The sequence below is a fragment of the Enterococcus sp. C102(2024) genome, from assembly GCF_040888205.1.
In the GTDB taxonomy this organism is placed as follows: Bacteria; Bacillota; Bacilli; order Lactobacillales; family Enterococcaceae; genus Enterococcus; species Enterococcus faecalis.
The window spans coordinates 414,255-429,628 of sequence record NZ_JBFOHH010000002.1 but is presented as its reverse complement, the minus strand read 5'-3'; the positions used below and the strand labels follow the sequence as shown (position 1 = coordinate 429,628).

The following is a 15,374-nucleotide window of genomic DNA, read 5'->3' as shown; positions in this document are numbered from 1 at the left end:
TGCCTCTTCTCATAAAAATGAAGAGGCAAGTTTTTTATTTAGTAATATCACTTAAATCTGGTTGTGAGTGAGCCAACCGACTGGCAGCCGCAGCCGCAATTGCGCCCACGATATCATCCAAGAATGTGTGGACATGTTCGCCATCATGCGCATTTAACTCTTTTAAAATGCCTGGTTTTACCTTGTCGATATACCCATAGTTCGTAAAACCGATAGATCCATAAACATTTACAATGGAGAGCGCCATAATTTCATCAATGCCATAAAGCCCTTCATCTTCCGTTAAAACTTCTTGTAACGGTGAGAGTAGCTTGTTTTCTTCTGCCAGAATATCCAGTTGAACACCTGTAATAATCGCGTTGTGTACTTCACGCTTTGTTAACACAGCATCAACACTTTCTAAACAAGTATCTAATGTTAAATTGTCAATATAATCTTTTTGTAAAAATAACACAAGTTCAGCTAAATCATTCATTGTTACGCCACGTTCTTGCAATAAACGACGTGCGCTATTTTCTAACGTATCTCCTTGGATTACCATTTTTTGTCCTCCTAATTTCTGCTTTAGTTGAAGTTCTTCTTTCATGGTACCAAAAAGAACGATAAAGGGGAATTAGAATCTATTTTGGTAGAGAATAATTTAGTTGAAGTGTTATTTTTAGTTAAAAATTACTAAGCGTTCGGTTGTAACGATGCCATCACTTGTTTTAATTGTGTCACTGATTTTTGGAAGAGTTCTTTTTCAGCGGCATTCAGATTCAATTCAATAATGTCAGTCACACCTTGATTGCCAACGACTGCAGGAATCCCTGTAAATACATCTTGTTGCCCATATTGCCCATCTAAGTAAGCTGAGACAGGTAAAATAGCTTGTTCATTATTTAAAATGGCTTTAACAATGCGTGCAGTACTCATACCAATCCCATAATAGGTCGCTTGTTTGCGATCGATAATTTCATAAGCTGTATTTTTCACTTTATCAGAAATGATTGGTAAATCGTCACTAGTTAAGCGCTCTGTCGTATCCACAATTTCTAAAATAGGTTTTGTTCCAATCATGGTATGAGACCAGACAGCCACTTCAGAATCCCCGTGTTCGCCAATAATATAGCCGTGAACATTGCGTGGATCAATCGCTAAACGTTGAGACAGTTCTTTGCGGAAACGAGTTGTGTCCAAAGTTGTACCAGTTCCAATTACTCTTGAAACAGGTAAACCAGAAGCTTGCCAAGCCACATAAGTCAGTACATCGACAGGATTTGAGGCAATTACTAAAATTCCATCAAAACCAGATTTCATGATATTGTTAACAATTGTTTTCATAATTTCTGCATTGATTGAAACCAAATCTAGACGACTTTGCCCAGGTTTTTGATTAGCGCCAGCTGTAATCACGACGATATCGGCATCTTGGCAGTCTTGATAGTCGCCAGCCCAGACGTTTACATTTTCTTGACCCCAAGACACACCATCTAATAAGTCAATTGCTTCGCCTTCAGATTTGGCTTTGTCAATATCAACTAAGATTAATTCATTCGCAATCCCTTGGTTGATCATGGAATAGGCAATACTTGTGCCAACAAAACCAGTACCAATAATTGCGACTTTTTTGTTAAATACTTTCATCGTTCATCTCTTCTTTCTGTAATATTTCTTTCTTAGTGAATTATATCACGAACTTTTCAGGTGTGGTTATACCAATCTGTAATAGTCTTTATTAACAATTTAAATAAGGGAAGCGTGTTTTTTTTGTTATGATAAGAGTAGGAAAATAGAGAAGATAAGGAGGCAAAATGACAACGACAACAGTGTATTATGCAAGCAATAATGAAAAACAGCCGAACCGTTTTCAACTAGTTATCGGTAGCTGTAGCTATGAACTTCCAAAAATAGAAATCTACGAAATCCTGGAATGTGTCGCTTCAGCATATGGTTATCAAAAAGAACCATTCATTGAAGAACAAACAGAATGTTTTGTTAAAGGCAACCGTTGTATACATGTTTCCCAACAAGCGACGACGTTGACTTTTGTTGTGAATGATCTGCGTTTAGTAATGGAAAAACAATGCCGGAATCACGAAGAAGTCTTTCAAGAAGTCAATCATATTTTATTGAATATTTTTGAGGAGACCCCTTGTGTTTTTCTCGAAAAGTAGGAAAGAAGGATTAAGATGAAACAGGTGAAAATAACAACTACCTCAGACTTGATTAATGGCGGCTGCAATGCCTGTCCGAATGTGAAGTGTACGAATTATCTTGTTCATGTAGAAGATGAAACAATTGCGTTAGAAACGCTAACCGTTGCAGATTTAGTAACTTTATTAGCACTCAAAGAAGGGTTTCGTCAAAAATTAGTTATGGAAATGTTCGAAGAATATACGATGTTTGAAAGGGAAACTCATCAAGTGGTATTTAAGGAAGAGGAAACGAGAATTCTTTTTCAATCAAAAAAACAGACCATTCAAAGCACTCTTTTGTGTAAAGAGCCACAACAAGTGTTCCAAGAAACCCAGCAAATTTTACACCAACTATTTGAGTTAGAACCTTTTGAATTTGAATTGGTAGAGGAAACTGATAAATAAAAAACAGGAAAACGATTTAGCGAAAGCTAAGTCGTTCTCCTGTTTTTTAGGTTTGTCGTTCACGAATTTTTTCAACGATTCGGTTATAAACTTCAGAGAAGGAAGTATTGGCATGGTGATCGGTCTGGACAATGAAAATTTTTCGAGAAGCAAAGGACTGATCAATTGGTTGCCAAGGGATCTCATCGGAAATAGATAATCGAGAAACAATTGATTGCCCAATGTTATTTTTTAGCAATTGTAACAGGACTTCGTTGTTGTTTAATTCGATAATTGGTAAGTTGATGCTGTGTTCGTTGAGATAAAGCTCATTGAAAAAACGTAAGCCAGAGTTCTTTTCTCTTAAGAGCCAAAATTTTGAAGCGGCATCTCCTGCTAGAACTAGTTGGTCTTCATAAACAATTTCTTTGTGTAGATTTTTGGTTTCAATGGGTTTTTCAATTAGTCCAATGTGGGCATGATTATTTTGAACCATATCCACGACTTCGTTTGAATTCATCAGTTGAATCGAAAAGTTGATGAGTGGAAAAGCGGTAACCAAACTCTCCATAATATCTGGCAGTAAATAAATAGCAACTGTATTTGAAGAGGCTATAATGCAGTCTTCTTTAAAATTCTCTTTTTCTGCAGCTTGCGCAAAAGAAGTAGTTAAGCTTTCAATAATCGAGAGCATTTTTGGATATAAAAAATCAGCTTCTTTGGTAGGAATAACCGATTGTTTTCCATTACGATAGAACAGCTTGATCGAAAAGTGTTGCTCTAATTTCTTGATTTGCAAAGAAACAGTTGGCTGAGAAATATACAATTGTTTGGCCGCCGCACTAAAATTTTTGGTTTCATACACAGCAATAAATGTTTTGATCCATTCGAACATAAAATCGCCTCTTTCTATTTACTATCTTAATAGTTGGTATTGCAAATATTTATTTTACAAATATAAATATTTCATTTAGTATAATAACATACTTTTGATTAATATCAATAATAATAAATAAAGACGGAGTGTGACTACATAATGGTAGAAAGTGCGAAAAAATTCTTGCGGAAAGTCCCGATTCCCATTTGCGGACTAATTTTAGGGATGGTTTCTTTGGGGAATTTACTTTATTCCTTGGGATATGCAACAATTGGGACCATTTATTGTGTACTTGGCAGTCTCTTAATGATTTTAGTTATTTTAAAAATTATTTTTACAATGAAACATGCATTAAGCACCTTAGATGATCCAATTATTGCTTCGGTATCACCAACATTTACAATGGCTTTAATGGTTATCTGTGTTTTCTTAGATCGGATATTTACCAATGCTACTTGGATTAACGTGTTGTGGATTGGCGCAGTGATTTTACATTTTATTTTAATGATTTATTTTGTAGCGGTGCATATTTTTCCAACAAAAATCGAACTGGAACATATTTATCCAAGCTGGTTTATTACGTTTGTCGGCATTGGCGTTATTCCTAATACTTCTCAATTGTTTATCAATGAGTTGGGAAAAATTGTTTTTTGGGTAGCGTTGTTCTTTTATTTACTCTTGTTACCAATTTTAATCAAGAGAATTACGAAGTCGAAAGAAATGCCTGAATCGACCATTCCTTTATTGACGATTATGACAGCGCCAGGTTCGTTATGTTTAGCTGGCTATATTTCAATGGGTGGTCATTTGTATATGCCATTAGTTGTTTTCTTGCTAATTTTATCTCAATGTATTTATGGGATTGTAGTTGTGAATCTATATAAAATTATGCAAGTGACATTCTATCCAAGTTATGCTGCCTTTACATTCCCATTAGTGATTTCTGCGACAGCATTAGTCAAAGTTAAACCTTTATTTGCAGAAAAGGTAGGCCTAACGAGTCTGTTAAATATTTTGTCTACTTTTGAACTTTTATTAGCTGTGGCTATTGTAAGTTATGTGTTCATTCGATATTGCATTTTTTTATTCCAAAGAGAAAATAACACGAAAAAAGTGGAATTAAATTAAAAAAAAGAGAGGAAGCAAAGAGGTGAAGAAACTATTAATTACTGGAGGAGCTGGCTTTATTGGTTCTAATTTGGCTAATTTTTATAGTCAACAGTATCAAGTTTTTGTGATTGATGATTTGTCCATGGGGCGAGTGTCAAATTTGCAACAAACTGAGCAGTTGGTTTTTATTAAAGGAAGTGTGACGGATCAGCAATTATTGGACGAAGTACTTTCAAAGCATTCGTTTGAGTACATCTTTCATCTTGCGGCTGTGGCAAGCGTGGCAAGTTCTGTGGCACAGCCTCTAGAGACCCACGAGGTCAATTTTTTAAGTGTATTGAAAATATTGGAATCAATAAAAAAATATCAAAAAGAGCTCAAACGTTTTGTTTTTGCTTCGTCGGCAGCCGTTTACGGTGCAGAGCCAACGTTGCCTAAAAGAGAAACTTCGGTGATTTGCCCTTTGAGTCCCTATGCTATTGATAAGTTTGCTGCTGAACGTTATGTTCTCAATGAATACCATTTACATGGGGTACCTACAAGCGCAGTTCGCTTCTTTAACGTCTATGGTCCCAATCAAAATCCTGCTTCCCCCTATTCTGGTGTCCTGTCCATTTTGATGGATCGTTATATCCAATTAGAGCAAGGGCAAGCGAGCCAATTTCAAATATTTGGAGATGGTCAGCAAACACGTGACTTTATCTACATTGAGGATGTCCTAACTGCATTAGATTTAGTAGCAACCAAAAGTGAAGCGTTGGGACATGTTTATAATGTGGGTACCGAAGTTGCCATTTCCCTTAATCAATTAATTGAAGAAATGAACCAATTAGTGGGACTTTCTTTGCCAGTTTCTTATCAAAAGGAACGAGATGGCGATATAAAATATTCTCTTTCAGATAGTTCTGCTTTGAAAGGCTTAGGTTTTTCACCCGTTTATTCAATTCAAGAAGGACTTCAAAAATATCTTAAGTTTACCCATAATACCCAAAATAGATAAAAAAAGACGAGACTTATTTGTTAAGTCTCGCCTTTTTTTGTGCAAATGTTTCGCCCCAATGGCAAAGTGAAGAGAGGGCATCGTAAAGAGCATATCCTTCCGGAGTGAGCGTATATTCCACACGAGGGGGCAGTTCGTTAAAGGATTCTCGATGGACTAGGCCATCTTTTTCCATTTCTCTCAAGCGATCTGTCAGGACACGCTGAGTGATTCCGTCGAGCGCACGCATTAATTCACCGTTGCGCTTGGTTCCTTGGAATAATTCATCCATTAATGATAATTTCCATTTGCCGTTAATGGTGGAAAGGGCTAAGTTGATACTGGTTTGTTTATCAGTTGTCATAGTTTCTCCTTGTGACACGTAATGGTTACTTTTTTCTTCCTAGGTGAATAAAAAGTGCGTACTTTTTTTCTCCATCATAGTGAGTAATAATAACTATGTCAAGTAAGGTAAGAGGAAGGAAGAAGAAATATGATGTATCAAGATGTTGTTCGCAGCCGCCGCTCAGTTCGGGATTTTATGCCAGATGTTGAGATTCCTAAAGAGGAATTAATGGCTATAATTGAGGAAGCGATGTTCGCGCCAAATAGTACCAATTTAAATTCATGGCGTTTTTTAATTGTCACAGAAAAAGAACAAAAAGAGGCCCTTTACGAAGTTTCGATGCAACAACCAGCAGTTAAAGGGGCAGCGGCGGTGATTATTTTATTAGGTGATTTGACTGCTTATACAGTGGCCAATGCAGATGAAATCAGTGCTAAAGCTGTCGCACAAGGAACGATGACGGAAGAAATTCGTCAAGGAATTAATGAAAATGTTTCTTGGTACTATGATGTTAGCGAAGAACAAAAAAGAGAGTGGCTAATGTTAGACCAAGGCTTAGTTGCAATGCAGCTGATGCTTTCTGCAAAAGATCGAGGCTATGATACTGTGGCGATGTCTGGTTTTGAAACAGAAGCGGTTCGCAAGTTATTTAATATTGAGGATCATTTAGTGAACGGACTGATTATTCCGATTGGCAAAGCTCAAACACCCGGCTTTGAAACAGTCCGACGAGATGTTTCAGAAGTAGTAACTTGGTTAGATTAAAAAGCTAAACAGTTCTGCAATTGCTGTTTATTAGATTTTGAGCGTGGAACAAACATCCAAAGTGATTGTTGTCCCACGTTCGTTTTTTTGTTGATCATCCGCTTTTGAGAATGGCCAGAGAAGACGTTTAGTGAACCAATTTTGAAAGAAAGTGATACACTAGAAGAAAAAGAAGTGGGGCGACCTTATGCGTTATGTCATAATGCAGTCACGAGATATTCGTGAAAATTTAGCAACGGAAGATTATCTATTAAACACTCTCTCTTTTGAAGAGCCCTTAGTGTTGTTCTATATTCAGGAACCCTGTGTTATTTTAGGCCGAAATCAAAATGCTTATGAAGAAATTGACTTAGCTTATGCTAGAGAGAAGGGAATCGTTATTACTCGCCGTTTATCGGGCGGTGGTGCTGTTTATGATGATCTCGGGAATGTCAGCTTTAGTTTTGTTGTTCAGGAAGGACATCAAGCTTTTGGGGATTTTAAAGCGTTCACTAAACCAATTATTGAAGCATTACATAAAATGGGCGCAACGGGGGCCGAGATTAGCGGTCGCAATGATTTATTAATTGATGGGAAAAAATTTTCTGGCAATGCCATGTATACAAAAAAGGGGAAGATGTATACTCATGGTACCTTGATGTATGATGTTGATTTGGCAGAAGTTCAACGTGTCTTAACTGTTTCTAAGAAAAAAATTGAATCAAAAGGGACAAAATCTGTTCGGGGACGCGTAACCAATTTACGGCCGTACTTAGACGAAAAATATCAAAAATTAACCATTGAGGAATTTCGCAATCGTTTACTGATGGAGCTCTTTGATGTCGAATCTCTAACTGAAATTGCGGAGAAAGAATATGTCCTAACCAAAGCAGATCAGCAGGAAATTAGGAAATTGGTCGCTGAAGTGTATGGCAATGAAGCTTGGATTTTTGATGAAGCGCCTAAATTTACGATCAAAAAAGAAGAAAAGTTTAAAGGCGGCATTGTGGATGCACGTTTGACTGTTGAAAAAGGTAAAATAATTGAGTTAACGATTTATGGTGATTACTTTGCCAAAAAAGAAACAGCGGAAATCGTTGCGGCTTTATTAGGTGTGGACTATCAGTATTCATCAATTTGGCAAGCATTAGCAGCGTTTAACTTTGAAGACTACTTTGTAAATATCACCAAAGAAGAATTTGTTCATTTATTGGTGGATTAATAAACGTGCTGGGACAAAAGTTAAAGAATCTTTTGTCCCAGCACGTTTATTTAATGATGGTTGGCTCTTGCTAGAAAAATTTCCCATGAACGTCCCAATTGCCAGTATCTTTGGCTTTTTTCAATGTTTGCATTCGACGGAAGCCAACAGGATGATCGGATAAGAAGTTACTCAACTTAAGCCAGATGGTATCATCATGTAAATCAATACTGTGAAAGTATTCTTCTAAATCCACACGACTGCCCATGTATTTTCCTGAAAATAAATAAATCATGCTTAAAGCACCTTCTTCTGCGTAGTATAAACCTGCGCGATCAGCGGTATATTCTTGCGTTCTTGTAAAACTTTTATCTAACGCAACTGGTTTCAAAATAATGGATAACATTAGCCGCCATAAATTAGTGTGTCCACATTTATGGTGTCCTAGCTCGTGTGCCAAAATAAAGCGAATCAGCGAAAAATCGCCTGTATTGTACGCGATGTCCAACAAATCACTGTGAATGACAACATAGCGTCTGTGTAAAGAGCATTTTGCCGCAAAAGCGTTTAAGACACCATTCCCGTTGATTAAATAAAGACGTGGCATCCTTAATTTTTTAGTGCCAAAGCCCATTTCTTTTGCTAAATCAATATACAAGGAATAAATTTCTGGTAACTGATTTTCTGTAATTTCCACTCCGTTAGAAGCAGTATCCATGTACATATAACGAATGGTAAAAAAAGCAATGACTGGCGCAATTGGCGCAATTAAGACAATTAATAACCAGTCAGGAATCGGCAAATCACTCAATATCAATAAAGCGACTAACCCCAATGCTAAAAACAATAAAACAAAACCAATGATAATCATTGGTAATTCAAAACGATAACGTAACTTAGCAACAGAAATTTCTTTCTTTTTTTCCTGCGGTTGACACATAAACATTCCTCCCCAAACATTTCCCAAACACTTTTTCAAATAAAATGACTTATCTGTTACTTCTAATATACCATTGGTTAATCGATAATGACAATGGTAGAAACTTGAATAAAGGTAATTATATCAAGTGATTAATGAAAGGGACTCGTTGTACGCGGGGAATTGGTCTATCTTGATTAAATAAAATTTTAATAATCTAACTGTTTTAGACGTAATAAAGTAGTTTCTGGAGTTAATTTTTTAATAACATACAAACGCAAAATCGCATGTTCAATTTTTTGTTCTTCTGGCGATAGCTCCGAATTTATATAGGATAACTTCTCGATTAAATAGGTTAAAAATGAGCCAGCACCTTGGCTGCCCACTAAAAAGCCCATTTCTTCCGTTTCGGTTAATTGTTGTTTTTTTAAGTGGTAAATTTCTTGTGCAAGTGCCCCCGAGATAATGATTTCATCCGTTTGCTTGTTCAAATTCGTTAGTAAGTCGCTTTTTGTTGCTACTGTAACAGTTTCCATTGCACTCATCCTTTGCTTTTATATGATACATCTAGTATAACATGGTCTCACTTTTTTTTATTTTTCCTCTTGCTCTGGTACGCGTTTCATAAGGTAAGCTATGTGTATCAAAATATTGGAGGGCATGAAAATGAATGTTATAGTGGAGATAAGCGATAGACTTGGCATGGATTACTATTTTGTCTCGGTGACTACGACGGCCAAAAGTCTGCAGTTAAATAGTCCCAAAAAATACTATAAGATTTGGCATCAAGAAATTCCGTACCATCAGATAACGGAGTGGCACTTGACACAGCAGGAGAATATTCAGGAAATTTCTTTTGCTTGGCAGGAGACCTTTTATCGTTTTGTTGATTACGGGACAGGGATTGTGCCTTATTTAACTCAATTTTGTAAAGTAATGAGGTGAAAGTATGACAACAATTCGAGAAATTGCGCGCCTTTCAGGATCTTCAGTTACGACTGTTTCGCGTGTGATTAATCATCATCCGTATGTTTCTGAAGAAAAACGACTGAAAATCCAAGCAATTATCGATGAGTTGGGCTATAAGCCCAATATATTAGCGAGAAATCTTAGCTTTGGGAAAAGTAACACATTAGGTGTCATGGTTCCTTATACGAATCAACCTTATTTTGATGCTATTTTAAGTGGGATTATCCACCAAGCATTTCAACAAGGGATGATGGTCAGTTTATTACCAACGGATTATGATAAAGAAGTTGAAAAAAGTTACTTGGAAAAAATGGCCACGGGTGCGTTTGATGGCATGATTGTTTTGTCAAAGGCAAATCCTTTAAGTGTGTTTGCTCCGTATAAAGAGCAAGTTGTTTTTTGTGAAAAAATAGAAGACCCTAGTTATGCTAGTATCTATATCGATCGTTTAACCGTTTATCGGCGGGTCTTCCAAGCGTTGAAACAACAAGGATGTAGTGAAGTGGCAATTACGATTAACCGTGCACCAGAAAAAAGTACAAGCGCACGTTATTTAGTTGACGCATATCAGGAAATTTATGGAGTGATTCCTGAAAATCGGTTATTTAAGGACTGTTTAACCTATGAAGATGGGTGTGAAGTAGGACGTCACTGTGGGCAAGATCCAACGCTCCAAGCGGTTGTGACCAACGGTGATGAAATTGCCGCAGGGATTCAAGCCGTTATTGAAAGACCACTCTTTTTAGTGGGACAGGAACAAACTTTATTAAGTGAAATTTTAAATTTTTCAACAATCTGTCATCCATTAATGGAATTAGGGGAAAAAGCCACACACTTATTTCAAGAAAAACGGCCAAAAACGATTCAATTGACTTCTACATTTATTAATCGACAACCAGATTTTTCTTTTTCTTAGAAAAAAGCTGGTTGTTTTTTCTTTGGTAGAATAAGGTTTTTCGCTAAAAAATAAAAAAACTTACAAAAAGTAAGACAAAAAGCTTTACTTACTTTTAGTAAGGTAGTATAGTAAGCATGTAAACAAAATTAAATGAATTTACTGAGGAAATTCGAAAGGATGAACATATTATGTCAAAATTTACTGAAATGATGAAAAACCGTCGTTCAATCTATGCTTTAGGAGAAAACTTACCAATTTCAAAAGAAGAAGTAACTGCTTTAGTAAAAGAAGTTGTTAGAGAAAGTCCAACAGCTTTTAACTCTCAAACACAACGCGTTGTGTTCTTATTCGGCGATGCTCACAAAAAATTATGGGCAATGACTGAAGATGCCTTAAAACCATTAACTCCAGCAGAAGCATTTCCAAACACACAAGCTAAATTACAAGGTTTTGCAGCTGGTGCGGGCACAATTTTATTCTTTGAAGATACAGATATCGTGAAAAACTTACAAGATAGCTTCCCATTATATGCGGATAACTTCCCTGTTTGGTCTGAACAAGCAACTGGTTTAACACAAGCGAACGTTTGGACTGCCTTAGCGCAAGAAAATATCGGCGCAAACTTACAACACTACAACCCAGTCATTGACGAAGCGGTTGCTGCAGAATGGTCAATTCCTGCAAACTGGAATTTACGTGCACAAATGGTTATTGGTTCCATTGAAGCGCCAGCTGGCGAAAAAGAATACATGGAAGATAGTGCTCGTTTTAAAGAATTCAACTAAATCATTGCTTTAGTAAAACGAAGAGGAAAGGAGTGAAAGCAAATGGTTCAAGCATTACCAAGTAATATTGGGATTCAACAAGTCACTTTGAAAGTGGCTGATTTAGATAAAATGGTAAACTTTTATACGAAAACAATTGGCTTAAAACTTTTAAAACAAGGAGAGGGACGTGCTTGGCTAGCGCCACAAGGCACCAACGATGCAATTCTTGTCTTAAAAGAACTAACAGCTGGGGAAGAAAATCAGGGTACCACTGGCTTGTACCATATTGCTTTCCTACTACCAACCCGCAAAGATTTAGGCAATATGTTGCTGTGGCTTTTGCAGGAAAATGTGCAAATTGGCGCAGCAGATCATGGCTACAGTGAAGCCCTTTACTTAAGTGATCCAGAAAATAATGGCATTGAAATTTATTGGGATAAACCAGAAGAAGTCTGGGATATTCGTCCAAATGGTGAAATTATCGGTGTGACAGAAGAATTAGACGGTGATAGTTTAGCTGCAGAAGCTGACGGTCACTGGCTAGGAATTTCCGAAGGTTCTAAAATTGGGCACATTCATTTGAAAGTGGCCGATTTAGATGCCACTGAAACGTTCTATAAAAACTTAGGGTTTGGCTTAAAGTCTAACTTTGGTCAACAAGCGAAGTTTTTTGCAGCGGGTCAGTACCATCATCATATTGGGACAAATACATGGAGCGGCAAACAGCTGCCAACGATTCAAGAAAATCAATTTGGCTTAGAAAATTATACCTTCCGTTTACCAACTGCGGCAGATTTAGAGATCGTCCAAGCCAATGCGGAAGAAGCAAAGTTACATTTTATTGCCAAAGATCATTTACTTGCGTTAGAAGATCCTAGCGGCATGATTATTCAATTTACCTATTAAAACCACTCTCAAACTAGCCCTTCGTTAGAAAATGAAGGACTAGTTTTTTTGTCTCGTTTGCATCATTTTGCATTTGTTTGCAAAATAATGCAAAAGGTGCTATCTTTACTTAGAAGAGGTGAGGAAGCATGTTGATTGAAGAACGTTTAGCCAAGATTCAAAAAATAGTGAATGAACAAAAAAGTATTTCCATGGAAGCGTTAGCGGAGCAAGTCTCCGTTTCAAAAGATACTATTCGGCGAGATTTAATTCGTTTAGAAAAGGAAGGACATTTAAAGAGAACGCACGGTGGCGCTATCTCAGTTCAGTCTGAAGCAACTATTTATGATTATGCTCAACGAATAATGAAGCATCCAGAGAAAAAACAAGCGATTGCCCAAAAAGTTTGGGCAAATATTCCCAAACAAGCGTCCATTTTTTTTGATTCATCAACCACGGTGGAAGCAGCTATTCGAGCGATGGAAAATAGTCCGATTCACGCGATCACGAACTCTCTCAGTCATGCGCTACTTCTAGCGCAAATGGATCAGACAAAAATTACAGTATTACCTGGGCAACTGCATAAACAACAACTCTTTTTGTTTGGGGCAGAAACAGTCGCTAAGGTTGGGGAATTTGCCCCCGACTATACATTATTAGGTGTCTTTGCGTTATCTGAACAAGGATTATTTATTCACACAGAAGAGGAAGGTCAAGTCAAACGGCGAATGATTCAACAAGGCAAACAAGTCATTGCCTTAGCAGACCAAACGAAATTAAACAAAACGGGTTTATTTAAAATTTGCGAATTAACAGAAATTGATTGTTTAGTGACAGATACACGACCTGATGAAAAATTCTGTGAACAGTTAGCGCAAGCAGGCGTAACGTTGATTGTCGCAGATGAATAATGGAGGATAATAATGAAGCGAAAAATTAATTATACACATATTGCTGAACCTACTGTTTTTGAGAATGTTTTTCCAACGTATTTGACGAATGAAACGATGATGGCGCGTAAGCAGAAAGTATTACAACGAATGGAAACAGAAAAATTCGATCAATTGGTCTTCTATGCAGACAAAGAGCATGGCAGTAATTTTGAATACTTAACTGGCTTTATTCCGAGGTTTGAAGAAGGACTCCTTGTGTTAAATAAGGATGGTGCGACGACACTTATTTTAGGCAATGAAAATTTAAAACTGTGCCAACATGCGCGCATCTCAGCCGATTTAATTCATTATCCAGCTTTTTCGCTACCTAATCAACCAATGGCTGGAGAACAAAAGTTGTCGCAGATTTTTGAAACGCTTCTCGATGAAACTGCTCAAAAAATAGGTATCGTTGGGTGGAAAATGTTTACGACACAACAGCAAGAACCTGCTACTATGTTTGATGTGCCATATTTTATTGTCGAAGCACTGAAAAAAGCGCTGCCGAAAGAAGCTCGTTTACTAAATGGGACCCACTTATTGATTGGAGCAAAGGGGGCTCGCACAACAAATAATGCTAACGAATTGGCGCACTATGAATATGGGGCGAATTTGGCTTCTCGCAGTATGTTAAAGGCCTTAAATGCAATTGAAATAGGACAGCGTGAAACGGACATTGGGGCTTTGTTAAATGATGAAGGTCAAACGCCGACGGTAGTAACCATTGCGGCAACTGGTCAACGTTTTGAATATGCAAACATGTATCCGACTGCCAAAGAAATTCAGTTAGGTGATGCCTTATCATTAACTACAGGCTACAAAGGCGGCTTGTCTAGCCGAACAGGTTTTGTTATTGAAAATGAGCAGCAATTGCCAGAAGCGCAACGTGATTATTTAGAGCGCGTAGCAAAACCCTATTTTAAAGCTGTCGTTCACTGGCTTGAAACCATTCGAATCGGACTGTTAGGACGAGAAATGTACCAAGCAATTGAAGAACAGTTACCAAAAGAAATCTATCACTGGCATTTGAATCCTGGACATTTAGTTTCGGATGATGAATGGATGTCGTCGCCTATTTATCCAGATTCAGCCATTCGCTTGGAAAGTGGCATGCTCTTTCAAGTGGATATTATTCCTTCTGTACCTGGTTATACAGGGGTGAGTGCAGAAGAGTGTGTGGCTTTGGCTGATGAAACATTGCAAAAAGAGATTCAGCAAACTTATCCAGACATGTGGCAACGGATTACGACACGCAAAGCCTATTTAAAGGAGACATTAAAGATTGATTTACCATCGGAGGTTTTACCAATGTCTAATTTAGTTGGTTACTTACGGCCTTTTTATCTAGCTAAAGACAAAGCTTTGTGTGTAGAAAAACCAGCTCCTAAATGAGTAGGTCCCCTTTTTTGAGTTTCTTTTGGGTCCTATTTATAATTAATATAGCGAAGGAAGAACACCAGAAGAGAGGCGTGATGGCAAATGCATTATCCTGAACATCTGAAACAAGCAGTTTTAGCTAAAGCGAAAGACTTACCATTAGAAGGTTTTGTGGAAGGCCAAGGACCGCAACAGCCAAAAGTGATGCTGATTGGGGAAGCCCCTGGAAAAGAAGAAATTAAAGAAAACGTACCATTTATAGGGCGTTCAGGTCAATTGTTGATGGAACAATTACAACAAGTTGGCTTAAGTCGTGAAACGGTGTATATCACCAGTGCGGTTAGGAGTCGGCCTTTTTCTGTAAAAACGAAGCAGATTGCAAAAACGGGAGAAAGAGTAACCAAATTTCCTAATCGAACGCCAACCAAAGAAGAAATCAAAATTTTTGCGCCTTTGCTTGATTGGGAAATCGCTGTTTGCCAACCTGAACTAATTTTGACACTGGGGAATATTGGGTTGCAACGACTTTTAGGACCAAAGCCAACAATCACTGCAGTGCACGGAACGGTCATTCAGTCGCCCATTCAAACATTTGATGAGCAATCCCAAAACTATCATTGGACGCAGAAAACCTATCAAATCATTCCACTCTTCCATCCAGCGGCTGTCTTTTATAATTATCGTTTAAAAGAAGTCGTGAAAGAAGATTGGCAAGTAGTTCAAAAACAACTGCAACTGCTTAAGAAAGTTTAAAATGAGAAAAATAAAAGGATGGTTGTTTTTTCGAAGAGAGAATGCTACCCTAGAAG

At 37.4% G+C, this 15,374-nt stretch carries 19 protein-coding genes; 13 read left to right on the top strand and 6 right to left on the bottom strand.

The genetic code is table 11. The annotated features are described in order from the left end of the window. Positions 1–34: 34 nt before the first annotated feature. The gene (locus AB3I34_RS06650; RefSeq protein WP_085444156.1) at positions 35–541 is read right to left on the bottom strand and encodes a phosphatidylglycerophosphatase A; all 507 of its coding nucleotides are present in this window, start codon (positions 539–541) and stop codon (positions 35–37) included. A 131-nt stretch (positions 542–672) separates the two neighbouring features. Continuing rightward, positions 673–1,626: an L-lactate dehydrogenase gene (locus AB3I34_RS06645; RefSeq protein ID WP_002358635.1), complete on the bottom strand. Its 954-nt coding sequence runs from the start codon at positions 1,624–1,626 to the stop codon at positions 673–675. A 167-nt stretch (positions 1,627–1,793) separates the two neighbouring features. Here AB3I34_RS06645 and AB3I34_RS06640 point away from each other — a divergent pair, with 167 nt between their 5' ends. Together AB3I34_RS06640 and AB3I34_RS06635 are read left to right on the top strand one after the other, a co-directional pair. Further along, positions 1,794–2,156 (top strand): DUF4809 family protein, encoded by a 363-nt coding sequence (locus tag AB3I34_RS06640; protein ID WP_002363122.1) that lies wholly within the window; start codon positions 1,794–1,796, stop codon positions 2,154–2,156. A 15-nt stretch (positions 2,157–2,171) separates the two neighbouring features. Continuing rightward, positions 2,172–2,582 (top strand): DUF4809 family protein, encoded by a 411-nt coding sequence (locus AB3I34_RS06635; protein WP_002367972.1) that lies wholly within the window; start codon positions 2,172–2,174, stop codon positions 2,580–2,582. A gap of 46 nt (positions 2,583–2,628) precedes the next feature. On the opposite strand, the gene AB3I34_RS06630 is transcribed toward AB3I34_RS06635, so the two are convergent. Next, positions 2,629–3,456: a LysR family transcriptional regulator gene (locus AB3I34_RS06630; protein WP_002358639.1), complete on the bottom strand. Its 828-nt coding sequence runs from the start codon at positions 3,454–3,456 to the stop codon at positions 2,629–2,631. Positions 3,457–3,597: 141 nt separating this feature from the next. Here AB3I34_RS06630 and AB3I34_RS06625 point away from each other — a divergent pair, with 141 nt between their 5' ends. Further along, positions 3,598–4,566, top strand: coding sequence for a TDT family transporter (locus AB3I34_RS06625; RefSeq protein WP_085444155.1), 969 nt, complete (start codon positions 3,598–3,600; stop codon positions 4,564–4,566). Positions 4,567–4,588: 22 nt separating this feature from the next. Further along, a complete protein-coding gene (locus tag AB3I34_RS06620) occupies positions 4,589–5,548 on the top strand; it encodes a GDP-mannose 4,6-dehydratase (RefSeq protein WP_002380066.1) in 960 nt (319 codons plus the stop codon). Positions 5,549–5,561: 13 nt separating this feature from the next. On the opposite strand, the gene AB3I34_RS06615 is transcribed toward AB3I34_RS06620, so the two are convergent. Next, on the bottom strand, positions 5,562–5,909 hold the full coding sequence (locus tag AB3I34_RS06615; protein ID WP_002355464.1) for a helix-turn-helix domain-containing protein: 348 nt from the start codon (positions 5,907–5,909) through the stop codon (positions 5,562–5,564). Between the two features lie 111 nt (positions 5,910–6,020). Here AB3I34_RS06615 and AB3I34_RS06610 point away from each other — a divergent pair, with 111 nt between their 5' ends. Both AB3I34_RS06610 and AB3I34_RS06605 read left to right on the top strand, forming a co-directional pair. Further along, positions 6,021–6,638 (top strand): nitroreductase family protein, encoded by a 618-nt coding sequence (locus AB3I34_RS06610; protein WP_002355466.1) that lies wholly within the window; start codon positions 6,021–6,023, stop codon positions 6,636–6,638. 187 nt (positions 6,639–6,825) lie between these two features. Continuing rightward, positions 6,826–7,839 (top strand): lipoate--protein ligase, encoded by a 1,014-nt coding sequence (locus AB3I34_RS06605; RefSeq protein WP_010711988.1) that lies wholly within the window; start codon positions 6,826–6,828, stop codon positions 7,837–7,839. Between the two features lie 70 nt (positions 7,840–7,909). Here AB3I34_RS06605 and AB3I34_RS06600 read toward each other — a convergent pair whose 3' ends face one another. Both AB3I34_RS06600 and AB3I34_RS06595 read right to left on the bottom strand, forming a co-directional pair. Then, entirely contained in the window at positions 7,910–8,764 is an 855-nt protein-coding gene (locus AB3I34_RS06600; RefSeq protein ID WP_002384882.1) for a M48 family metallopeptidase, read from the bottom strand. Positions 8,765–8,946: 182 nt separating this feature from the next. Beyond that, positions 8,947–9,282, bottom strand: coding sequence for a hypothetical protein (locus AB3I34_RS06595; protein WP_002355470.1), 336 nt, complete (start codon positions 9,280–9,282; stop codon positions 8,947–8,949). A gap of 115 nt (positions 9,283–9,397) precedes the next feature. On the opposite strand from AB3I34_RS06595, the gene AB3I34_RS06590 reads away from it, so the two are divergent. From AB3I34_RS06590 to AB3I34_RS06560, 7 genes are all read left to right on the top strand, one after another. Further along, on the top strand, positions 9,398–9,682 hold the full coding sequence (locus tag AB3I34_RS06590) for a hypothetical protein (protein ID WP_025189301.1): 285 nt from the start codon (positions 9,398–9,400) through the stop codon (positions 9,680–9,682). Positions 9,683–9,686: 4 nt separating this feature from the next. Continuing rightward, positions 9,687–10,622, top strand: a complete 936-nt coding sequence (locus tag AB3I34_RS06585) for a LacI family DNA-binding transcriptional regulator (RefSeq protein WP_002355472.1) — start codon at positions 9,687–9,689, stop codon at positions 10,620–10,622. Positions 10,623–10,792: 170 nt separating this feature from the next. Beyond that, a complete protein-coding gene (locus tag AB3I34_RS06580) occupies positions 10,793–11,389 on the top strand; it encodes a nitroreductase family protein (protein WP_002355475.1) in 597 nt (198 codons plus the stop codon). 42 nt (positions 11,390–11,431) lie between these two features. Continuing rightward, positions 11,432–12,277 carry a VOC family protein gene (locus AB3I34_RS06575; RefSeq protein ID WP_002358647.1) on the top strand — a complete coding sequence of 282 codons (846 nt, stop codon included), beginning with the start codon at positions 11,432–11,434 and terminating at the stop codon, positions 12,275–12,277. Positions 12,278–12,405: 128 nt separating this feature from the next. Then, positions 12,406–13,167, top strand: a complete 762-nt coding sequence (locus AB3I34_RS06570; RefSeq protein WP_002375902.1) for a DeoR/GlpR family DNA-binding transcription regulator — start codon at positions 12,406–12,408, stop codon at positions 13,165–13,167. Positions 13,168–13,179: 12 nt separating this feature from the next. Continuing rightward, positions 13,180–14,580, top strand: a complete 1,401-nt coding sequence (locus AB3I34_RS06565) for an aminopeptidase P family protein (RefSeq protein ID WP_010711990.1) — start codon at positions 13,180–13,182, stop codon at positions 14,578–14,580. A gap of 87 nt (positions 14,581–14,667) precedes the next feature. Beyond that, positions 14,668–15,318 carry a uracil-DNA glycosylase gene (locus AB3I34_RS06560; RefSeq protein WP_002361229.1) on the top strand — a complete coding sequence of 217 codons (651 nt, stop codon included), beginning with the start codon at positions 14,668–14,670 and terminating at the stop codon, positions 15,316–15,318. The last annotated feature ends 56 nt before the right edge of the window (positions 15,319–15,374 follow it).

Coding starts and splice junctions, on each gene's coding strand:
- AB3I34_RS06570 (WP_002375902.1), top strand. CDS start 12,406: ATGTTGATTGAAGAACGTTTAGCCAAGATTCAAAAAATAGTGAATGAA.
- AB3I34_RS06585 (WP_002355472.1), top strand. CDS start 9,687: ATGACAACAATTCGAGAAATTGCGCGCCTTTCAGGATCTTCAGTTACG.
- AB3I34_RS06575 (WP_002358647.1), top strand. CDS start 11,432: ATGGTTCAAGCATTACCAAGTAATATTGGGATTCAACAAGTCACTTTG.
- AB3I34_RS06600 (WP_002384882.1), bottom strand. CDS start 8,764: ATGTTTATGTGTCAACCGCAGGAAAAAAAGAAAGAAATTTCTGTTGCT.
- AB3I34_RS06605 (WP_010711988.1), top strand. CDS start 6,826: ATGCGTTATGTCATAATGCAGTCACGAGATATTCGTGAAAATTTAGCA.
- AB3I34_RS06635 (WP_002367972.1), top strand. CDS start 2,172: ATGAAACAGGTGAAAATAACAACTACCTCAGACTTGATTAATGGCGGC.
- AB3I34_RS06610 (WP_002355466.1), top strand. CDS start 6,021: ATGATGTATCAAGATGTTGTTCGCAGCCGCCGCTCAGTTCGGGATTTT.
- AB3I34_RS06565 (WP_010711990.1), top strand. CDS start 13,180: ATGAAGCGAAAAATTAATTATACACATATTGCTGAACCTACTGTTTTT.
- AB3I34_RS06650 (WP_085444156.1), bottom strand. CDS start 541: ATGGTAATCCAAGGAGATACGTTAGAAAATAGCGCACGTCGTTTATTG.
- AB3I34_RS06625 (WP_085444155.1), top strand. CDS start 3,598: ATGGTAGAAAGTGCGAAAAAATTCTTGCGGAAAGTCCCGATTCCCATT.
- AB3I34_RS06595 (WP_002355470.1), bottom strand. CDS start 9,282: ATGAGTGCAATGGAAACTGTTACAGTAGCAACAAAAAGCGACTTACTA.
- AB3I34_RS06580 (WP_002355475.1), top strand. CDS start 10,793: ATGTCAAAATTTACTGAAATGATGAAAAACCGTCGTTCAATCTATGCT.
- AB3I34_RS06590 (WP_025189301.1), top strand. CDS start 9,398: ATGAAAATGAATGTTATAGTGGAGATAAGCGATAGACTTGGCATGGAT.
- AB3I34_RS06630 (WP_002358639.1), bottom strand. CDS start 3,456: ATGTTCGAATGGATCAAAACATTTATTGCTGTGTATGAAACCAAAAAT.
- AB3I34_RS06645 (WP_002358635.1), bottom strand. CDS start 1,626: ATGAAAGTATTTAACAAAAAAGTCGCAATTATTGGTACTGGTTTTGTT.
- AB3I34_RS06640 (WP_002363122.1), top strand. CDS start 1,794: ATGACAACGACAACAGTGTATTATGCAAGCAATAATGAAAAACAGCCG.
- AB3I34_RS06560 (WP_002361229.1), top strand. CDS start 14,668: ATGCATTATCCTGAACATCTGAAACAAGCAGTTTTAGCTAAAGCGAAA.